This window comes from Gemmobacter sp. LW-1 (assembly GCF_001303875.1).
GTDB lineage: Bacteria > Pseudomonadota > Alphaproteobacteria > Rhodobacterales > Rhodobacteraceae > Gemmobacter > Gemmobacter caeni.
Genome location: NZ_LJSC01000005.1, coordinates 39724 through 59387 on the forward strand (window position 1 = coordinate 39724; position 19664 = coordinate 59387).

Sequence of the window (19664 nt, forward strand, 5' to 3'; positions counted from 1 at the left end):
CCGAGGGTGATGCGTCAACTGGTTTTACCCCGATTTCCCCTGATCAGGTAAAACGGTTGTCGCGGGGGAAGCCACGGGGCGCCATGGCGCCCGCAGCGGCTCGGCCACCCTTCCACTGGGTCAGATCGGTTTCGGTCCTCGTGCGACCTGCCGGGTCTTTCCAGCTCAGGCCGTCCGCAAGCGAGAAGGTGATGGCATCGCTCAGCCCACCATCCTTGTACTTTTGCAACCTGACGCCCTTGCCCTTCGCCATTTCCGGCAGTTCGGACAGTGGGAAAACCAGCAATTTGCGATTTTCGCCCACCACAGCGACATGATCGCCCCGGATGCGGCGGCAAAGCGCGGTGCGGATGCCATCCTTTACGGTCAGCACCTGCTTGCCCGCGCGCGTCTGAGCCACCACCTCGTCCGAAGGCACGATGAACCCGTCTCCGGCGGTCGAGGCCACCAGAAGCTTTTCCCCCCCGCGCCACACCATGAGATCGGTGATATCGGCGTCGTTCGGCAGGTCGATCATCAGGCGCACGGGTTCGCCCATACCACGTCCGCCCGGCAGATTGGCCCCCAGCAGCGTGTAGAAGCGGCCATTGGCGCCAACGACCAGAATCCGGTCCGTCGTCTCGGCATGGAAGATGAAGCGGCCCTCGTCGCCATCCTTGAACTTGGCGTCGATGTCGAGCGGCTGGTGGCCTTTCATGGCCCGGATCCAGCCCATCCTGGAGCAGATCACCGTGATCGGCTCGCGCTCGATCATGGCCTCCAGCGGCACTTCCTCGACCTCGGCCAGATCGGCGAAGGTGCTGCGACGGCGGCCTGCCTCGGTATTCTTGCCGAATTGCACCTGCACCCCGGCCAGATCACGGCCGATACGCTGCCATTGCAGGCCCGGATCCCCCAAAAGGGCCATGAGATCCTCGCGTTCGGCGCGCAGTTCATCCCGTTCGGCAACAAGTTCCATCTCTTCCAGCCGGCGCAGACTGCGCAGCCGCATGTTGAGAATGGCTTCGGCCTGCACTTCGGTCAGTTCACCCTTGCCGGGTTTCGGCGGCACATAATCGGCCTCAGAGGTCGCCCGCCGGTGCTTCTTGCCCCAGCTTTCGGCCATCAGCGCCGCCTTCGGGTCCTCGTCATAGCGGATGATGTCAATCACCCGGTCGAGGTTCAGGAAGGTGATGATGAACCCTTCAAGGATTTCAAGCCGGTGGTCGATCTTCTCGATCCGGTGCTGGGTGCGGCGGGTCAGAACCTCGCGCCGGTGATCGAGGAAAGCGCGCAGCACATCCTTCAGGCTGCACACTTTCGGCACACGCCCGTCGATCAGCACGTTCATGTTCAGGCTGAAGCGGACCTCAAGATCGCTGTTCTTGAACAGCATCCCCATCAGCATGTCAGGATCAATGGTGCGAACGCGCGGTTCCAGCACGATGCGCACATCCTCGGCGCTTTCGTCACGCACATCGGCCAGAGCGGGCACCTTCTTTGTGGTGATGACCTCGGCCAGACGCTCGATCAGCTTGGATTTCTGCACCTGATAGGGGATCTCGGTCACGACGATCTGCCACTGGCCGCGCCCCAGATCCTCCACCGCCCAGCGGGCGCGCAGGCGGAAAGCCCCGCGCCCCGTGCGATAGGCGTCAAGGATGCTGTCGCGCGGTTCCACGATCACACCGCCGGTCGGGAAATCGGGGCCAGGCACCAGCTTCACCAGTTCCTCGTCCGACACATCGGGGTCGGCAATCATCGCCTGACAGGCATCGATCAGCTCGTGCAGGTTATGCGGAGGGATATTGGTCGCCATACCGACCGCAATGCCGCTGGCGCCGTTGGCCAGAAGATTCGGGAAGGCCGAAGGCAGCACCGCAGGCTCTTCCAGACGGCCATCATAGTTCGGGCGGAAATCAACGGCGGTTTCGTCGATCCCTTCCATCAGCGCCTCGGTCAGCGCGGTGATCCGCGCCTCCGTGTAACGGCTGGCGGCGGCATTGTCGCCGTCGATATTGCCAAAGTTGCCCTGCCCGTCGACGAGCGGATAGCGCATGTTGAAATCCTGCGCGAGCCGCACCATCGCGTCATAGATCGCCGCATCGCCATGGGGGTGAAAGTCCCCCATCGTGTCGCCCGCGATCTTGGCGGATTTCAGAAACCCGCCCGTCGGGCTGAGCCGCAGCCGCCGCATCGCCCAGAGAATCCGCCGATGCACCGGCTTCAGCCCGTCGCGCGCATCGGGCAGCGCCCGGTGCATGATGGTCGACAACGCATAGGTCAGATAGCGCTCGCCGATGGCGCGACGCAGCGGCTCCGACACGGTGACGGGCTCGATCTTGGGGGTCTCGGGTTCCTTGCTCATGGATGTGGTGTAATCGCGGCCCGCGCGCCGGTCCAGCCGGATTTGCCGTCAGGGGGAAAACCGCCGCTTTTTTCCACACGAAACCGTAAACTTCTGTGATAATGCGGGCAGGTCCGAGTGATTCAGGTTGGGATTTGTGATGCTGCGGCTGCTGGCTTTTCTTTGCGCGGGAATGTTCGCCATTCTCCTTATCGGAGGAGAGGATCACGGCCAATTGCGCCCTGGTCTCGTCGCACAGGACAGCCTTGCCCAAGCGCCCGCCCCACGGATCACAAGCCCGGCACAACCGGCTGCGGTGATTGAAGCCGCCTATACCCCCGAGGCCGCGGCACAACCCGCCGCCGCCCATCTGCCGGTCGTACTGCCTCTGATCAAACCCGTGGCCGAACTGCCCGAACCGGAAGCGACCGAGCCCGAGGCAAAGATTCGCTATGTCAGCGCCCGCGCGGTGAATGTGCGCGAAGGGCCATCCACGGAGTTTCCCGTGGTCGAACGTCTGACCCGTGGCGAGGCGATCCGTGTCATGTGGGTCGAGGATAACGGCTGGGTTCATATCGTGATCGAGGGGGACGGGATTTCCGGCTTCGTCTCGGGCGATCTGCTGTCCGCTACCGCCCCCTGACTCCAAGCGCATTGCAATGCGCCCGGTCAGCGCCTAATCCGGGGAAAAACCCCGGAGCAGCGCATGACCACCCCCCGTACCGTCCTGATCACAGGCTGTTCGTCCGGCATCGGGCTTGATGCAGCGCGGGGTTTAAAAGCACGCGGCTGGTGCGTCTTTGCCACCTGCAGGCAGGAGGCTGATTGCGCCCGTCTGCGCGGCGAGGGACTGGAAAGCTTCGTGCTGGACTATGCTGACGAGACCAGCATCGCGGCAGCCGTGGACGAGGTAAAAAGCCGCACCGGCGGACGGCTGGACGCACTTTACAACAACGGCGCCTTCGCCTGTCCCGGTGCGACCGAAGACCTGCCCCGCGCCGCGCTGCGCGAAATTTTCGAGGTCAATCTGTTCGGGTATCACGACCTCAACCGCCGGGTGATCCCGTTGATGCGGGCACAGGGACATGGACGAATCATCAACTGTTCCTCGGTCCTCGGACTGGTCGGGATGAAATGGCGCGGCGCCTATGTTGCCACGAAATTCGCGCTGGAAGGGCTGACCGATGTGCTGCGGATCGAGATGCAGGGCACCGGCATCGAGGTCATCCTGATCGAGCCGGGCCCGATTCCCACCCGCATCCGTCAGAACTCGATCCCCCATTTCGAGAAGTGGATCGACTGGGAAAATTCGGCCCGCGCCGAGGAATATCGCACGCTTCTTGGCCGCCTTTACAACGAACGCACCAGGCCCGACCTGTTTGAACTGCCCTGCTCCGCCGTCACCGCAAAACTGATTCACGCGCTGGAAAGCCCGCGCCCGCGTCCGCGCTACTATGTCACCAAAGCCACGCATCTGATGGGCACCGCGCGCCGGATCCTGCCGACGCGGGTACTGGACTGGCTGATCGCCAAGGGCTGAAATCAGGCCCCGGGACAAGAAAGCCCTCGCCTTTCGCGCCGGGGTCGCTACATCTGCGGCAAGCTCAGGAAGGAAATGCCATGCTTCTGAAAGACCCGCTTTTCCTGCTTGCCGCCGGGGCAAGCTTTGTCGTGCTGATCGTGCTGATGATCGGTATTGGCGGCTTTGCCAAGGGCGGCGATTTCAACCGCAAACATGCCAACCGCCTGATGCGCTATCGCATCATCGCGCAAGCCATCGCGGTGCTGCTGATCGTTCTTTTCGCATGGCTGCATCAACGTGGAGGCATGTGATGGTCGTTCTGTCGAAAATCTACACCCGGACCGGCGACGCGGGACAGACCGCGCTTGGAAACGGTGCGCGGGTTGCCAAGCATGATGCCCGCGTGCAGGCCTATGGCACGGTGGATGAAACCAATGCGACCATCGGACTGGCCCGGCTGCACGCGACCGGCGACATGGACGCGGCGCTGAAGCGCATTCAGAATGATCTGTTCGATCTGGGCGCCGATCTGTGCCGCCCCGATATGGCGAAGGATCACGAGGCCGGCTATGTGCCCCTGCGCATCATCGCCACCCAGGTCGCCCGGCTGGAGACCGAGATCGACGCGATGAACGCGAAGCTGGAGCCGCTGCGCAGCTTCATCCTGCCGGGGGGCAGCGCGCTTGCCGCCTGTCTGCACCTCTGCCGCACGGTATCGCGCCGGGCTGAACGGCTGGCGGTGGAACTTGCAGGGGTCGAGGATGTGAACCCGGAAGCCGTGAAATACCTCAATCGCCTCAGCGACTGGTTTTTCGTTGCCGCCCGCATCGCGAATGATGATGGCCGGGCCGACATCCTCTGGGTGCCAGGCCAGTCGCGTTAAGCGCGCGGGGGGCCTGACCTAACGTCAATGACGCGGCGTCGTGCGCCATCACCGCGTCGCTTTTGGATTGTTTTCCGGATGCGGCACGGGCTAACAACGCTGCGGAGAGCTTGGAAAGACCCCGCGGGGTCGGGAATCTGGGAGATTGCCGCTGATGAAGGTTTTGGTACCTGTCAAACGCGTGATTGACTACAACGTGAAGGTTCGCGTGAAAGCGGACGGGAGCGGGGTTGATCTGGCGAATGTGAAGATGTCGATGAACCCGTTTGACGAGATCGCGGTGGAAGAGGCGATCCGTCTGAAGGAAAAGGGGACCGCGTCGGAGATCGTCGTGGTGTCCATTGGCGTGAAACAGGCGCAGGAAACGCTGCGGACGGCGCTGGCAATGGGCGCGGACCGCGCGATCCTGGTCGAGGCGGCTTCGGACGTGCATACCGACATCGAGCCGCTGGCGGTTGCGAAGATCCTCGCAGCCGTGGTGAAGGCCGAAGAGCCGGGTCTGGTTCTGGCCGGCAAGCAGGCGATCGACAATGACATGAACGCCACCGGCCAGATGCTGTCGGCGCTGCTGGGCTGGTCGCAGGCGACCTTCGCCAGTGAACTGGCAGTGGACGGCGACAGCGCGACGGTGACGCGCGAGGTCGACGGCGGGCTTCAGACCATCAAGGTGAAGCTGCCCGCAGTTGTGACCGTGGACCTGCGCCTGAACGAGCCGCGCTATGCCTCGCTTCCGAACATCATGAAAGCGAAGAAGAAGCCGCTGGAAGAAAAGACCGCTGCCGATTTCGGCGTCGACGTCACGCCGCGCCTGACCGTGGTGAAGACCGTCGAACCCGCCGGGCGGAAGGCAGGCGTGAAGGTCGGTTCGGTCGACGAGCTGATCGCGAAACTGAAAGACGAAGCGGGGGTGATCTGATGGCTGTTCTCCTTCTGGCCGATGTGAATGGTGGCCAGCTTGCCACCGATTCGGTTGCGAAAACCTTGACGGCCGTAGCCGGTCTGGGCGAAATCCACGTTCTCGTGGCCGGTGAAGGCGGCGATGCGGCAGCGGCCGAGGCTGCGGGCCTTGCTGGCGTGACCAAGGTACTGTTCGCCGACGGGCACGACTATTGCCATGGCATGGCTGAAGCGACGGCGGCTCTGGTTGTGGGTCTGGCTGGCAACTACAGCCACATCTGCGCCCCGGCGACCGCTGCGGCGAAGAACGTGCTGCCGCGTGTTGCGGCGCTTCTGGATGTGATGGTGCTGTCGGATGTGACCGCCGTGGTCGACGCCGACACGTTCGAGCGTCCGATCTATGCGGGCAACGCCATCCAGACCGTGAAATCCGGCGACAAGGTGAAGGTCTTCACCGTGCGGACGGCGGCTTTCGCGGCGGCAGGCACCGGCGGTTCGGCGTCGGTCGAGAAGGTCTCGGGTGCGACGGCCGAGGGGCTGTCGTCCTGGGTGGAAGACAAGGTGGCGGCGTCGGATCGCCCGGAACTGACCTCGGCGAAGATCGTCGTCTCGGGCGGCCGCGGTGTAGGCTCGGAAGCCGATTTCGCGCTGATCGAAAAGCTGGCCGACAAGCTCGGCGCTGCTGTGGGCGCCTCGCGCGCGGCCGTCGATTCGGGCTATGCGCCGAACGACTGGCAGGTGGGTCAGACCGGCAAGGTCGTCGCCCCCGCGCTTTATGTCGCCGTCGGCATCTCGGGCGCCATCCAGCACCTCGCCGGCATGAAGGACTCGAAGGTCATCGTCGCCATCAACAAGGATGAAGAAGCCCCGATCTTCCAGGTCGCAGACTACGGCCTCGTCGCGGACCTCTTCACCGCCGTACCGGAAATGACCGACAAACTCTGATCCCGAAAGGGATGTGAAGGAGAGGCCGCGCGATCTGCGCGGCCTTTTCATTTCTTATCGCGCCAACAAGGCCGCCAGATGCGCCGCGACCTCTGCATGCGCGGCAGGCCCCGGCAACAGCCGGGCAGCGGGCAGATCCAGCGCGGAAAACAACATTCCCTCCGTCCCCTGCGCCCGCGCCTCTGCGCTGATGATGACCTCGACATAGGCCGCTGCTGCGGGCCGCAGCGCATCCACCATGGCCCGTGTCACCAGCAGCGGGTCGGCTGCCATGTCCACACCGCCGACCGGTGGCGGGTTCTCCCCCGCCCATAGCAGCGTCACCGGCACCGCCAGCACTTCGATCAGCGCTTGCATCCGCTCCAGCCAGGCAGCGCGCAACTCATCGGCAACACGCTCGAACCGAAGGGGAGAGACCCGGCGCAATTCGGTCAGCATATGCCGGGTGAAGTTGAACTCGGTAAAGTCGACCTCGCGGAACAGCATCCGCAGCAAAGGGCGCGCGGTCAGAAAGCGATCATTGCGCCGGGGATGCACCCGGTAGTAACGATTGCTCAGATTCTGCGCCCCTGGAATCTGAAGCACCACCGCCTCGGCGCCTGCCGCGATGGCAAGCACTTCCGGGTCCCCCAGATAGGCGTCGACGCCCGCGTTGGGGATCCCCAGATTCACCACAGCATGACCTGTCGCGCGGGCAACCAGCGCCGGATAGGCATGTTCGACGAATTTTCCGTAGGTCATCGTCCCGCCCAGCATCGCCCAGTAGGGTTGATCCAGTCGCGCGGCTGGCCCGCGGAAGCTCAGCTTCGACGCGCCATACCGGCATGGCGCATAATCCGGCGCACCAGCGCCCGGTCCAGTAAAACTCATTGGTCCCACCCATGTCTTTTACACCCGCGTCCAGATTGCGCCGCAGTTCTTGCCAAACCGCTAACCCCGGCATTCGCTTCAAATTTCTTGTATCCGTTCCCGGCTTGCGCCCATCCCGTTCCCGCGCATAAGGTTCCGGGGACACTGGTGGAGGCGTGAATGACAATCGAGACGGTGGGCGTGATCGGCGCCGGACAGATGGGCAACGGGATCGCGCATGTGTTTGCGCTGGCGGGCTATGAGGTGCTGCTGAACGACATCAGTGCCGAAAGCCTTGAAAAGGCTGTCACCACCATCGACAAGAACCTTGAGCGTCAGGTCGGACGGGGCAAGGTTTCGGCCGAGGACAAGGCCGCCGCCATGGCGCGCATCAAGACCACGCTGACCCTGACGGATCTGGGCCAGACCGATCTGGTGATCGAGGCGGCAACAGAGCGTGAAACGGTCAAGCAGCAGATTTTCGACGCGCTGCTGCCGCATCTGAAACCTACGACAATCCTGACCTCGAACACCTCGTCCATTTCCATCACGCGCCTCGCCAGCCGGACCGACCGCCCGGAAAAATTCATGGGGTTCCACTTCATGAACCCCGTGCCGGTGATGCAGTTGGTAGAGCTGATCCGTGGCATCGCCACCGACCAGCCGACCTATGAGGCGCTGTTGGCCGTGGTGAACAAGCTGGGCAAAACCGCCGCCTCGGCCGAGGATTTCCCGGCCTTCATCGTGAACCGCATTCTGGTGCCGATGATCAATGAGGCGGTCTATACGCTGTATGAGGGCGTGGGCAACGTCCGCTCCATCGACGAATCGATGAAGCTGGGTGCCAATCACCCGATGGGTCCGCTGGAGCTGGCGGATTTCATCGGGCTGGATACCTGCCTCGCCATCATGAACGTACTGCATGACGGGCTGGCGGATACGAAATACCGTCCCTGCCCGCTGCTGACGAAGTATGTGGAGGCGGGCTGGCTGGGCCGCAAATCCGGCCGGGGCTTCTATGATTACCGGGGAGACACGCCGGTCCCGACGCGCTGAGCCTTCGGCTCAGCGTCCAAGATCGAGGGTCAGCTGCCGCAGCCAGGCAAGGAAGCCACGCGGATTGCTTTCCCATTCCTTCAGCGCCTCGGGCGGGATCGGCTGCCCGATGAAAGGCCGCTGCGGCTTGAACAGCGCGCGCTTGATTTCATAAAGCAGCAGCCCCTGCCGGAGCGTCGCCGACAACTTGTCGGCAATCTGATACGCGCGGCTGTTCTGCCCGGTGAAATGGATCGGCACCACAGTTGCGCCGGAACGCATGATCATCTTGTGGGTGAAGGGGTTCCATTCCGGCTCGATCGCCGGACCGAACCAGCCCTCTGATACCGCCACCTTGCCCGCCGGGAACAGGATGACCAGCCCGCCACTCTTCAGATGCGCCATGGTCAGCGCCCGCATCTCCAGCCCCGCCTCGCGCGCGTTTTCCTCATGCGGGAAGGGGACCGGGATCATGAATTCCTCGATCTCGGGGATGCCTGTCAGCAGCGAGCGGGTCAGGATCTTGAAATCCGGCCGCACGCGCGACACCATTTCAGCCATCACCATGCCGTCGACCAGCCCATGCGGATGGTTGGCCACCACGACCACAGGGCCGGTCGCGGGAATACGGGCAATCTCGTCCGACGGGGTCTGGATCTCGATCCCCATCTGGCGGATCGCCTTGGGCCAGAACGGGGCGCCAAACGGGGCACCCGAACGCTCGAACTGGCGGATCAGCCGCAGGAGCGTGATCTTGGCCGTCAGCCATTCAATCGCGCGGATTGTGCCTGCCTTGAACGGATTCGTGAAGGTGCCTGCATATGACAGGCGGCGCATGTCATACTGGCGCTCGTCCGTCGGGCGCGGGGTGGGTTCGGTCACGGTTTTCGGCCCCGTCACCTGTCTTCGCCAAAGCGGTTGGCGACCAGAGCCGACAGGGCCTCGCACAGCGCCTCGGCCTGCGGGCCTTCGGTCACGACAGAAATCGACGTCCCGCGCGAGGCACCCAGCATCAGAAGACCCATGATCGAGTCACCTGAAACCGTCATTCCGTCTTTGGAAACCTCGGCGCGCGCATCATATTCCTCGACACATTCCACGAACTTGGCCGAAGCGCGGGCATGCAGCCCCTTCTCGTTGACGATGCGCAACTCGCGACTGATCATGCATTCCCCCCCTGCCCCGGCGCGGGTTCCCCGCCCAGATCAAGGCTGTTGATATACTTGCGCCCGGCGTCCAGCGCCAGACTTACCGCTTCCGCAAGCGGAAGGTCGCGTGATTTGGTCAGCTTGATCAGCATGGGCAGGTTCGCACCATAAAGAATGCGCCGGTTGCGCGCGGCACAGGCGGGAAGCGACAGGTTCGACGGCGATCCACCGAACATATCGGTCACCACCACGACGCCCTCGCCCCGGTCCACTGCGTCGGCAGCAGCGCAAATCTCGGCCGATTTGGCGCCACGGTCGTGTTCGTCCTCGATGGCAATGGCGCTCATTGCCTGCTGCGCGCCCACGACGTGTTCGACAGCAGCGAGATACTCCCGTGCCAGACCGCCGTGCGCCACGATCACAATACCGATCAAACCCCGATCACCCAGATCATTGCGGTCGCCCCCCGGCGGACCGTCTTTCAAGTTCCCTGTGTCGTTTTGACACCGCCCAGCCGGCTTCTGCAAGTGCATTGGCCATGAATTCCGCTACGGCGACAGAACGATGTTGCCCGCCGGTACAGCCGAAGCCGATACTCAGATGCGCCTTCCCCTCGGCCGTTTGTTCCGGCAGAAGAAACAGGATCAGATCGCGCAATTTTGACGTGTATTCCTGAAATCGCGGATCGTCGGCCACATAAGCCGCAACCTGCGGATTTCTCCCGTCCAGAGCGCGCAATTCGGGCTGCCAGTGCGGATTGTTGAGAAACCGGCAATCAAAGATCATGTCCAGCCCGCGCGGCACCCCACGTTTGTAGCTGAAGCTTTGCAGCGAAACCGCAAGTCCCGGCGCCCCTTCGCCACGAAACCATTCCGCGATCTCGGCCTTCAGATCATGCGGTGACATCTCGGTCGTGTCGATCAGATGGTCGGCGCGAACGCGAATCGGTGCCAGCAGATCAATCTCGCGGTCAATGCCCAAGGCCGGGGTTTCCGCTGCGGCAAGCGGATGCCGCCGCCGGGTTTCCGAATATCGGCGGATCAGTTCGGCCGGTGCGCAATCCAGATACAGAAGCTCCAGATCCACCCAGGGGTCGGCGGTCAGCGTATCGACCAGCTCGATCAGCGCCGTTGCACTGAACTCGCGGTTGCGGACGTCAATGCCCAGCGCGATAGGCCGCCCCAGCGGCGGGCCATCCAGCACGCGCGGGATCAGGCTCAGCGGCAGGTTATCGATGACCTCATAGCCCAGATCCTCCAGAGCGTGAATGGCCGTGGACCGACCGGCACCCGACGGGCCGGTCACCAGCACGATGCGGAAATCCCCCGATTTGGCGGTGGCGCCGTCCATCATCCAACCCTTCCTTCGCCCCGCAACCATTGCAGAAGCGCATATTCAAGATGAGGGTTACCGCACCCCAACACAAGGTCGAGCGCACGACCAAGCACGGGGATGTGTCGTTGCGGCGGCAGCCGATCCGTCTCGGGGCGCGACAGGTCGGTCACCAGCCGCAGTTTCACCCCACTTACATGCGCCGCATGCAGAAGGCCGACGCCACGCGCCTCGATCATGCCGGCAAGACGGGGGGGCGGAGAGGCGATCACATCCTCCCCCTCGCGCCGCATCTGAACCTGGTCATCGGCGACCAGCGTGGCCCCCGATGCCATCATACGCAACGCGAGGCTGGATTTGCCGCTGCCTGACGGCCCAAGGATCAACAGCCCCTGCCCGCCGACCGCAACACAGGAGCCATGGATCAGCCCGGACGGCGCCGCGCCCCCGCCGTCAGACCGGGAGGCCGACGACAAAACGGGCCCCCAGTGGCTCGGAGGTGATATCGGCGTCGGTCGGGCGGATGTTCTCGGCCCAGATCACGCCGCCATGCGCCTCGACGATTTGCTTGGAAATCGCAAGACCAAGGCCAGAGTGATTGCCAAAATCCCCCTGCGGTCGTTCCGAATAGAAGCGCTTGAATACCTTGGTCAGCGCCGCTTCGGGAATGCCCGGCCCGGTATCTTCTACCACCACCAGCACGCGGTTATCCCGCCGCCGCGCCCAGACCCGCACGGCATCACCTTCGTCGCAGAAGGAAATCGCATTGGTGATCAGGTTGACGAAAACCTGCGCCAGTCGGCCTTCGAGGCCGCGAATGATGATCGGGTCGGGTGGCAGGTCGGTGATGAATTCGACCTGTTTCGCCACGGCCTCCTGCGACAGATATTCGGTCAGGTTCGACAGGGTTTTGAGAAGATTGAACTCTTCTTCGTCTTCCTTGACCAGTTCACTGTCCAGCCGCGAGGCATTGGAGATGTCGCTGACCAGCCGGTCGAGCCTGCGTACGTCATGGTCAATCACCTCCAGCAGGCGGACACGCTGGTCATCGCGCTTCGCCAGATGCAGCGAGGCGACCGCTGAACGCAGGCTGGCAAGCGGGTTCTTGATCTCGTGTGACACATCGGCCGCAAACTGTTCGTTCGCGTCGATCCGGTCGTAAAGCGCCGCAACCATGCCGCGCATGGCAATCGACAGACGGCCGATTTCATCCGGGCGCGCGGTCAGGTCCGGGATGCGGACACGCCCCGGCGCCATCTTGCGGGCATCGCGGTCGCGCCCCAGTTCCGCCGCAGTTGCCAGATCGTTGAGCGGATTGGCAATGGTCGAGGCAAGAACGAGGCTCAGCCCGACCGAAACCAGCAGCGCGATAATGAACATTTGCAACACCTGCTCACGTTCATAGCGGACCAGCCGGTCAATCTCGCCCTCAGCAGAAGTCAGGGCCAGAACCCCCACAACGGCGCCGTTCTGGCGGATCGGCGTGGCGACAGAGAATACAGTGCCACCCTCCGATGTCCGAGCGGTATCCACCGCCGTCTCCCCCGCCTGCGCGACCGGCAGCAACGCGCGCGCCAGGGCCTCGCCATCCGGCGCTCCCGGTTGCGGCTCATGCGCAGTCAGAAGATTGGAGACCCAGTCCCACGACCGGTTCAGAAAATCGGTGATGATCGTTGCCCGCGCATCCTCCAGTACCGGAAGCGCGGTGCCCCTGCCCCGTGCCACCACCGCCCCGGTGGCGTCGAAGACATGCATTTCGACCCCCGGACCAAGATCAGGCGCGACCGGCAGCGCCGCATCCAGCACGCCACCATCCGCCAGCCTGGCCTCGAACACGCGGGCCGAAAGCTGTGCCTCAGTCACCAGCCCCTGTTCGCGTTGCAGCACAAGGCTGTCGCGGAAAGGATTCAGGAACAGAACCCCGGCGACCATGATGACCAGCGCCATCATGTTGAAGATCACGATCTTGCGGGCCAGCGGAGAATGGTTCAGCGCCACAAGCCCGCGCCGGGAACTGCGGGCCCGCAGCTCCAGCTCGGCCAGAGCCTCGGGCTTTTCCCAATCTTCACCGATCAGCACCTCGCTTTTGCGCGTGCCGTTTTCCTGCCGGTTCGTGCCGATCCGCCGCGCGACGGTCATGGCCGACGCTCACTCCTCATTATAGCGGTAGCCGATGCCATACAGCGTCTCGATTGCCGAGAAGTCGGGATCGGCCGCGCGCATTTTCTTGCGCAGGCGCTTGATATGGCTGTCGATCGTGCGGTCGTCGACATAGACCTGATCGTCATAGGCCACATCCATCAGCTGATCGCGGCTTTTCACGAAGCCGGGCCGCTGGGCAAGTGCTTGAAGCAGCAGGAATTCGGTCACCGTCAGCGACACGTCCTGCCCCTTCCAGGCCACCGCATGCCGCAGCGGATCCATCCGAAGCTGCCCGCGCTCCATGATCTTGTTTTCCTCGGTCACCGCGACCTCGCCGGTGGCGATCACCTCCTGCCGCCGCAGCAGAGCGCGGATACGTTCGACCAGCAGACGCTGGCTGAAGGGCTTCTTGACATAATCGTCAGCGCCCATCCGCAGGCCCAGCACCTCGTCAATCTCATCGTCCTTGGAGGTAAGAAAAATCACCGGCATGCTGGTCTTCTGCCGCAGCCGTTGCAGCAGATCCATACCATCCATCCGGGGCATCTTGATATCAAGCACCGCCATATCGGGCAGGCGCCGGTTGAAGGCATCAAGCGCGGATTGACCGTCATTATAAGTTTCGACCTCAAAGCCTTCGGCCTCAAGAGTCATGGAAACCGACGTCAGGATATTCCTGTCGTCGTCCACAAGGGCGATCCTGGACATCTAGGGTTTTCCCGTACTGCTCGTTGTTATGAATTTTGACAACATTGTGGTTTTTCCTTGTTCCAGAATCAACAGGAAATCACGAATCAGGACCGCCAGCGCCCCAAGCATCGGCCCGAAAGGTTCAAGGAATGACTAATATGTCTCACCTTGAGGTTCCGACGACAAATGGTTGCGCTAAACCGTACTTGGTTGCGCTAACCGATGCAAAGGGCGCTGTTCCGTCACGAAACGGTCGTGTTATAGCGCGGGTGTCGACCCGCCCGTCCGGGCCGACCGGTAGCCTTTTGGCCCTGGCTGCCGACGTGAACCTGAAGACGCCGCGCTTGCGGCACCGGGAGCTTGCACAATGACGCATGGACGCGTGAACCCCAGCCAAACGCTGGAAACCCAAGGCATCAGCGGTCTGGGAACGGTCTATTACAACTTCATCGAACCCTCGCTTGTCGAAGCGGCGGTGCAGCGCGGCGAAGGGCGTCTGGGCAAGGGCGGTGCATTCCTCTGCACCACCGGCCAGTTCACCGGCCGCTCGCCCAAGGACAAGCATGTGGTCCGCACCCCCGGGGTGGAAAACACGATCTGGTGGGAAAACAATGCCGCCATGGCACCGGAGGCGTTCGACCGCCTCTATGCCGACATGCTGGAACACATGAAGGGCCGCGACTATTTCGTGCAGGATCTCTATGCCGGGGCCGACCCCGAGCATCGGCTGGATGTGCGCGTCGTGACCGAACTCGCCTGGCATGGCCTGTTCATCCGTCACCTGCTGCGCCGCCCCGACCGGGCCGAGCTTGACAGCTTCGTGCCGGAATTCACCATCATCAACTGCCCCAGCTTCAAGGCCGACCCCGCCAAACACGGCTGCCGCTCGGAAACCGTGATCGCGCTGAACTTCGAAAAGAAGCTCATCCTGATCGGCAATACCGCCTATGCCGGCGAGAACAAGAAATCGGTCTTCACCCTGCTGAACTACATCCTGCCCGAAAAGGGCGTGATGGCGATGCATTGCTCGGCCAACCATGCGATTGGCAACCCCGAGGATACTGCCGTGTTCTTCGGCCTGTCCGGCACCGGCAAAACCACGCTTTCCGCCGATCCGTCGCGCATCCTGATCGGCGATGATGAACATGGCTGGTCGGACAAGGGCACCTTCAACTTCGAAGGCGGCTGCTACGCCAAGACGATCAACCTCTCGGCCGAAGCCGAGCCGGAGATCTATGGCACCACCTCGAAGTTCGGCACCGTGATCGAGAACATGGTCTACGATCCCGAGACGCTGGAGCTGGATTTCGATGATGCCAGCCTGACGCAGAACATGCGCTGCGCCTACCCGCTGGATTACATCTCGAATGCTTCGGACAATGGCATGGGCGGCCATCCGAAGAACGTGATCATGCTCACCTGCGATGCGTTCGGCGTGCTGCCGCCCATCGCGCGGCTGACCCCGGCGCAGGCGATGTACCACTTCCTGTCGGGCTTCACCTCGAAGACGCCGGGAACCGAGCGTGGCGTAACCGAGCCGACCCCGACCTTCTCGACCTGCTTCGGTGCGCCCTTCATGCCGCGCCGCCCCGAGGTTTATGGCAAGCTGCTGCAAGAGAAGATCGCGCAGCACGGCGCTGAATGCTGGCTGGTGAACACCGGCTGGACCGGCGGCAAGCACGGCACCGGCAAGCGCATGCCGATCAAGGCGACCCGCGCTCTGCTGACCGCCGCGCTGGACGGCTCGCTCTCGAAGGTCGAATTCCGCAAGGACCCGAACTTTGGCTTCGAAGTGCCGGTTTCGGTGCCGGGCGTCGATGCGACCCTGCTGAACCCGCGGGAAACCTGGGCCGACAAGGCCGCCTATGACGCGCAGGCCGCCAAACTGGTGTCGATGTTCGCCGAAAACTTCGGGCAATATGTGCCCTATATCGACCAGGACGTGAAGGCCGCCGCCATCGGCTGAGGCCCACCCGATCTTGAAGAAGGGCCCGCCGCTCAGGCGGGCCTTTTCACATGATGGCCCGCCGCATCAGATTGGCGCCCGTCAGCACCAGAAGCACCAGCGTCCACCAGCGGAATCGCTGCTGGTCCAGCCGGTCCTGCACCCATTGCCCGGCAACCATGCCCATCACCGAGGGCAAGATCAGCGCCATCGAAAACGGCAATGTCCGCGCATTCAGCACCCCCGATTGCAGATGCGCCGTCGTCAGCACAACTGCGCCGATCAGGAAGATCACGCCCTGAACCCGCACCATTTCGCGCTTGTCGGCATCGACCGACAGCAGGAACACCAGCACCGGCGGCCCCCAGACCCCGGAAATCCCGCCGTACAGCCCGCCCACCATGCCGAAGGCCCATTCCGCTCGGTTGCGGTGATGGAGGTTCAGCGCAAGGCTGCGCCCGGCAAGCTGCACCAGGGCAAACAGCGTGATCGGCAGGCCAAGGCAGAACAGGAACAGATCCTGCGGAATGACCCGCACGAATTGCGCCGAAATGACGATGAACACCACCGTCGCCGTGATCATCCGCCAATAGGCACGGCAGGATTCCAGCGCCGCTTGCCATCCTTGCCGGAATGCCTGACCAAGATTGGCAACCACGGTCGGCAGGATCAGCCCGGCCAGCGCCAGTTCAGGCGGCAGGAAGCTTGAAAAGGCAGAGATCATGATCATCGGCATCGCAAAACCGATGGCGCCTTTCACGAAGCCCGCAAACAGCGTCACCACCATCGCGGCCCAGAACACCGCCTCCGTCTGCCCCGCCATCAGGAAATCCATGCCCGCCCTCCTGTTTTTCCTTGCTTACCCGTTGAGGGGGGCAACTGCACGGCCTATTCGGATGCGACACTTTCCTACTCACAACACGCATGCTTTGAATTTTTGTTGCGCTGCGACTGCGAAAGGACTACGTCTTTCGCAACCGCAGAACCCCGAGGAATCGCCATGCCGCATGATGGACAAGCCGCGCCGAATTCGCCCCGTCTCGCCGATCTGACGGCGCTGACCGCCGCCGCCCTGCCTGAGGTTGAGGCACTTTTCACTGACGCGCGCGAGGCGCTGCGTGCCCGCGTCACCGTCGGCGGCAAGATTTCCGCCGCCGCGCTGGAAACCGAACAATTCGCGGCCCATACGCTCAGCTGGCTCGCCACCTATGTGGAAAGCCTCCGCCAATTGAACGCCTGGGCCGCGCGCCTGTCCGACCAGGGCAGCTTCGGCGAAATGGAAGCCCTGCTACTTCAGATCGGGTTTGGTGAATATCTCTCACAACTCGCGGGCGGCATTCCGATGTCGCAGAACGAAACCGCGCGTCTGTCCGACCTCGGGCTGCACTGGGCGCCGGGCGAGGCCGCGCAAACCCTGATGGCCGGCGGCAACAGCCCCGCCGCGCGGGCAGCGCTGGTCGCGCTGATGCGCGACAATCATGGCCGTGCCACCTTCGGCGCCACCGGCCTTGAGGAAGAACTGGAGATGATCCGCGACCAGTTCCGCCGCTTCGCCGATGAACAGGTAATTCCCAACGCGCATGACTGGCACCTGAAGGATGAACTCATCCCGATGGACATTATCGAGGCGCTGGCCGAAATGGGCGTCTTCGGCCTGACCATCCCCGAGGAATTCGGCGGCTTCGGCCTGTCCAAGGCCTCGATGGTCGTCGTCTCCGAAGAACTGTCGCGCGGCTATATCGGCGTCGGCTCACTGGGCACCCGGTCCGAGATTGCAGCGGAGCTGATCCTCTGCGGCGGCACACCGGAACAGAAGGCGCAATGGCTGCCGAAACTCGCCAGCGGCGAGATCCTGCCCACCGCCGTCTTTACCGAACCGAACACCGGCTCTGACCTCGGCAGCCTGCGCACCCGCGCCGTCCGCACCGAGGACGGCTGGGAGGTTACCGGCAACAAGACCTGGATCACCCATGCCGCGCGCACCCATGTGATGACGCTGCTGGCCCGCACCGAACCCGACACGACCGACTGGCGCGGCCTGTCGATGTTCCTTGCCGAAAAGACTCCCGGCACCGACGAAAACCCCTTCCCCACCCCCGGCATGACAGGCGGCGAGATCGAGGTTCTGGGCTATCGCGGCATGAAGGAATACGAACTCGGCTTCGACGGGTTCAAGGTGAAGGCCGAAAATCTGCTGGGCGGCCAGCCCGGCCAGGGCTTCAAGCAGCTGATGCAGACCTTCGAATCCGCCCGCATCCAGACCGCCGCCCGCGCCATCGGCGTGGCGCAATCGGCGCTGGAAACCGGCATGCGCTATGCCGAGGACCGCAAGCAATTCGGCAAGGCGCTGATCGAGTTTCCGCGCGTGGCGGGCAAGCTCGCCATGATGGCGGTTGAAATCAATATCGCCCGGCAACTGACCTATTTCAGCGCCTGGCAAAAGGATCACGACAAGCGTTGCGATCTTGAGGCGGGCATGGCCAAGCTGCTGGGCGCCCGCGTTGCCTGGGCATCTGCTGACAACGCGCTGCAAATCCATGGCGGCAACGGCTTCGCGCTGGAATATCAGATCAGCCGCATCCTTTGCGATGCGCGCATCCTGAACATCTTTGAAGGGGCCGCCGAGATTCAGGCCCAGGTCATCGCCCGCCGTCTGCTGGACTGACGGGATGAGAGCGGGCGCAGCCGGATGGCCCCTGGCTGTGCCTACACCCCGCCTCGGGATGGCCGTACCACCCCGAGGCGGGGATGCAGACGTCCTGCAATGAAATAGGCGGCAACGAATCCCAGACCGCTGGCCAGAAACACCCCTGACAGCGGTGCCACCAGCAGCACGGCCCAGGCAACACCGGGTGTCAGCACGCCGGAAACGTCCCGGAAGCTGGAATAGACCGCCGCCATCTCGACCCGTTCCGATGGTTTGACCGACAGCATGAAGGGCAGACCACCCGCAGCGTCCAGTGTCACCAACCCGATCGAACCTGCCAGCAGGCACAGCACGGTGACCCATGGCCAGCCCGCCAGCAGACCGGATGCCGAGAAGGTGATCATGCACAGCGCGAAAGCTCCCCGCACGGTGCGCCGTACCGAATGGCGCTGCACGAACCGCAGCATCAGCGGCGTGATGAACAGCAGCCCGTTCGACAGCGACAGGGCCACGCCACCCACCTTGTCGCCCAGACCCGCCTCGATACAGAAGATCGGCAGGTAGACGACATAAACCCACCATCCACAGCTTCGCAGCACCGCAAACAGCCAGCCGGCAATCAGCCGGGGCTGTCGGAAAAACCGGCCCAGATAGGCCAGCGGGTTGATGGCCGGGCCGCGCGCGCGCTGGATCTGCTTGCCGTTGCCCAGACGCAGGATCCAGAAGGTGACCAGCAGCGCAATGGCAAAGCCGCCTGCGATCAGGAAAGGCAAGGGCCGCCAGGCATCCCGCAACCAGACGCCAAGCAGCGGCCCCAGTGCCCAGGGGGCGGCGGCATAAACCATCTGGAGGCTTTGGGTTCGCCCCAGGTCAGCCCGCGCCACATAGTCCAGCACATAGGCGTTGAAACACACGAAACAGGTCGCCGTGGCCAGCGCCATGGCCAGCAGCGCAAGCGGCACCGCCACCGGGCCACCGACCAGCGCCAGCGTCATCGCCACCAGATAGGACAGCGCCCCAGCCGTATAGACCCAGCGGCGGGCCACAAAACGTGTGGCCCAGGGCACCATCAGCCCCCAGAGCATCGAGATCAGCCCGACCACAAAATAGGCCCGGCTGACCGCCGCCGCATCCTGAAGGGCATCATACATCACAAGGGGCATGACCGAGATGAGCGTGCCACGCACCGCCGCCTCCAGACCGGCCAGCAATGCGAAATTCTGAATCCGCGGCGTCGGCGAATGCCGCAGGAACAGCGGTATGTATTTGTTGGCCATGCTCGTCTCCCGCCCCGACCTTGGCC

General features: G+C 63.3%; 20 protein-coding genes. 9 read left to right on the plus strand and 11 right to left on the minus strand.

What is annotated here, in order from left to right; translation table 11 throughout:
• Nucleotides 1–43: 43 nt before the first annotated feature.
• Nucleotides 44–2347, minus strand: coding sequence for a DNA topoisomerase IV subunit A (locus AO684_RS00350; protein ID WP_054300754.1), 2304 nt, complete (start codon nt 2345–2347; stop codon nt 44–46).
• Nucleotides 2348–2486: 139 nt separating this feature from the next.
• On the opposite strand from AO684_RS00350, the gene AO684_RS00355 reads away from it, so the two are divergent.
• The 6 genes from AO684_RS00355 to AO684_RS00380 all read left to right on the plus strand — a co-directional run bounded on the left by AO684_RS00355 (nt 2487) and on the right by AO684_RS00380 (nt 6573).
• Nucleotides 2487–2969 carry an SH3 domain-containing protein gene (locus AO684_RS00355; RefSeq protein ID WP_054300755.1) on the plus strand — a complete coding sequence of 161 codons (483 nt, stop codon included), beginning with the start codon at nt 2487–2489 and terminating at the stop codon, nt 2967–2969.
• Nucleotides 2970–3032: 63 nt separating this feature from the next.
• On the plus strand, nt 3033–3866 hold the full coding sequence (locus AO684_RS00360) for an SDR family NAD(P)-dependent oxidoreductase (RefSeq protein WP_054300756.1): 834 nt from the start codon (nt 3033–3035) through the stop codon (nt 3864–3866).
• A gap of 80 nt (nt 3867–3946) precedes the next feature.
• Entirely contained in the window at nt 3947–4159 is a 213-nt protein-coding gene (locus tag AO684_RS00365; protein ID WP_054300757.1) for a twin transmembrane helix small protein, read from the plus strand.
• Entirely contained in the window at nt 4159–4731 is a 573-nt protein-coding gene (locus AO684_RS00370) for a cob(I)yrinic acid a,c-diamide adenosyltransferase (RefSeq protein ID WP_054300758.1), read from the plus strand. The genes AO684_RS00365 and AO684_RS00370 overlap by 1 nt, the downstream gene beginning before the upstream one ends.
• A 154-nt stretch (nt 4732–4885) precedes the next feature.
• Complete coding sequence (locus AO684_RS00375; protein WP_054300877.1) at nt 4886–5647, plus strand: electron transfer flavoprotein subunit beta/FixA family protein; 762 nt, start codon at nt 4886–4888, stop codon at nt 5645–5647.
• Nucleotides 5647–6573 (plus strand): electron transfer flavoprotein subunit alpha/FixB family protein, encoded by a 927-nt coding sequence (locus AO684_RS00380; protein ID WP_054300759.1) that lies wholly within the window; start codon nt 5647–5649, stop codon nt 6571–6573. The genes AO684_RS00375 and AO684_RS00380 overlap by 1 nt, the downstream gene beginning before the upstream one ends.
• A gap of 54 nt (nt 6574–6627) precedes the next feature.
• Here AO684_RS00380 and AO684_RS00385 read toward each other — a convergent pair whose 3' ends face one another.
• Nucleotides 6628–7443, minus strand: a complete 816-nt coding sequence (locus AO684_RS00385; RefSeq protein WP_054300760.1) for a DUF6473 family protein — start codon at nt 7441–7443, stop codon at nt 6628–6630.
• A 159-nt stretch (nt 7444–7602) separates the two neighbouring features.
• On the opposite strand from AO684_RS00385, the gene AO684_RS00390 reads away from it, so the two are divergent.
• Entirely contained in the window at nt 7603–8478 is an 876-nt protein-coding gene (locus AO684_RS00390) for a 3-hydroxybutyryl-CoA dehydrogenase (RefSeq protein WP_054300761.1), read from the plus strand.
• Nucleotides 8479–8487: 9 nt separating this feature from the next.
• On the opposite strand, the gene AO684_RS00395 is transcribed toward AO684_RS00390, so the two are convergent.
• Genes AO684_RS00395 through AO684_RS00425 form a run of 7 tightly spaced genes read right to left on the minus strand, consistent with a single transcriptional unit; the run spans nt 8488 to nt 13787 of the window.
• A complete protein-coding gene (locus tag AO684_RS00395) occupies nt 8488–9294 on the minus strand; it encodes a lysophospholipid acyltransferase family protein (RefSeq protein ID WP_082400623.1) in 807 nt (268 codons plus the stop codon).
• Nucleotides 9295–9353: 59 nt separating this feature from the next.
• On the minus strand, nt 9354–9623 hold the full coding sequence (locus tag AO684_RS00400) for an HPr family phosphocarrier protein (RefSeq protein ID WP_054300763.1): 270 nt from the start codon (nt 9621–9623) through the stop codon (nt 9354–9356).
• Nucleotides 9620–10039 carry a PTS sugar transporter subunit IIA gene (locus AO684_RS00405; protein WP_054300878.1) on the minus strand — a complete coding sequence of 140 codons (420 nt, stop codon included), beginning with the start codon at nt 10037–10039 and terminating at the stop codon, nt 9620–9622. The genes AO684_RS00400 and AO684_RS00405 overlap by 4 nt, the downstream gene beginning before the upstream one ends.
• A 16-nt stretch (nt 10040–10055) precedes the next feature.
• Nucleotides 10056–10955, minus strand: a complete 900-nt coding sequence (rapZ, locus tag AO684_RS00410; protein ID WP_054300879.1) for an RNase adapter RapZ — start codon at nt 10953–10955, stop codon at nt 10056–10058.
• Nucleotides 10955–11413, minus strand: coding sequence for an HPr kinase/phosphorylase (locus AO684_RS00415; protein ID WP_229825213.1), 459 nt, complete (start codon nt 11411–11413; stop codon nt 10955–10957). Before AO684_RS00415 ends, rapZ begins: the two co-directional genes overlap by 1 nt.
• The gene (locus tag AO684_RS00420; RefSeq protein ID WP_054300764.1) at nt 11391–13076 is read right to left on the minus strand and encodes a sensor histidine kinase; all 1686 of its coding nucleotides are present in this window, start codon (nt 13074–13076) and stop codon (nt 11391–11393) included. The genes AO684_RS00415 and AO684_RS00420 overlap by 23 nt, the downstream gene beginning before the upstream one ends.
• Before the next feature lie 9 nt (nt 13077–13085).
• On the minus strand, nt 13086–13787 hold the full coding sequence (locus AO684_RS00425; RefSeq protein ID WP_054300765.1) for a response regulator transcription factor: 702 nt from the start codon (nt 13785–13787) through the stop codon (nt 13086–13088).
• Between the two features lie 349 nt (nt 13788–14136).
• On the opposite strand from AO684_RS00425, the gene AO684_RS00430 reads away from it, so the two are divergent.
• On the plus strand, nt 14137–15735 hold the full coding sequence (locus tag AO684_RS00430) for a phosphoenolpyruvate carboxykinase (RefSeq protein ID WP_054300766.1): 1599 nt from the start codon (nt 14137–14139) through the stop codon (nt 15733–15735).
• A 46-nt stretch (nt 15736–15781) separates the two neighbouring features.
• Here AO684_RS00430 and AO684_RS00435 read toward each other — a convergent pair whose 3' ends face one another.
• Entirely contained in the window at nt 15782–16549 is a 768-nt protein-coding gene (locus tag AO684_RS00435; RefSeq protein ID WP_235451182.1) for a sulfite exporter TauE/SafE family protein, read from the minus strand.
• Nucleotides 16550–16714: 165 nt separating this feature from the next.
• Between AO684_RS00435 and AO684_RS00440 the strand changes: the two genes are divergently transcribed.
• Nucleotides 16715–18379, plus strand: a complete 1665-nt coding sequence (locus AO684_RS00440; protein ID WP_054300767.1) for an acyl-CoA dehydrogenase family protein — start codon at nt 16715–16717, stop codon at nt 18377–18379.
• Nucleotides 18380–18420: 41 nt separating this feature from the next.
• Here AO684_RS00440 and AO684_RS00445 read toward each other — a convergent pair whose 3' ends face one another.
• Nucleotides 18421–19638: an MFS transporter gene (locus tag AO684_RS00445; RefSeq protein WP_054300768.1), complete on the minus strand. Its 1218-nt coding sequence runs from the start codon at nt 19636–19638 to the stop codon at nt 18421–18423.
• Nucleotides 19639–19664 lie beyond the last annotated feature (26 nt).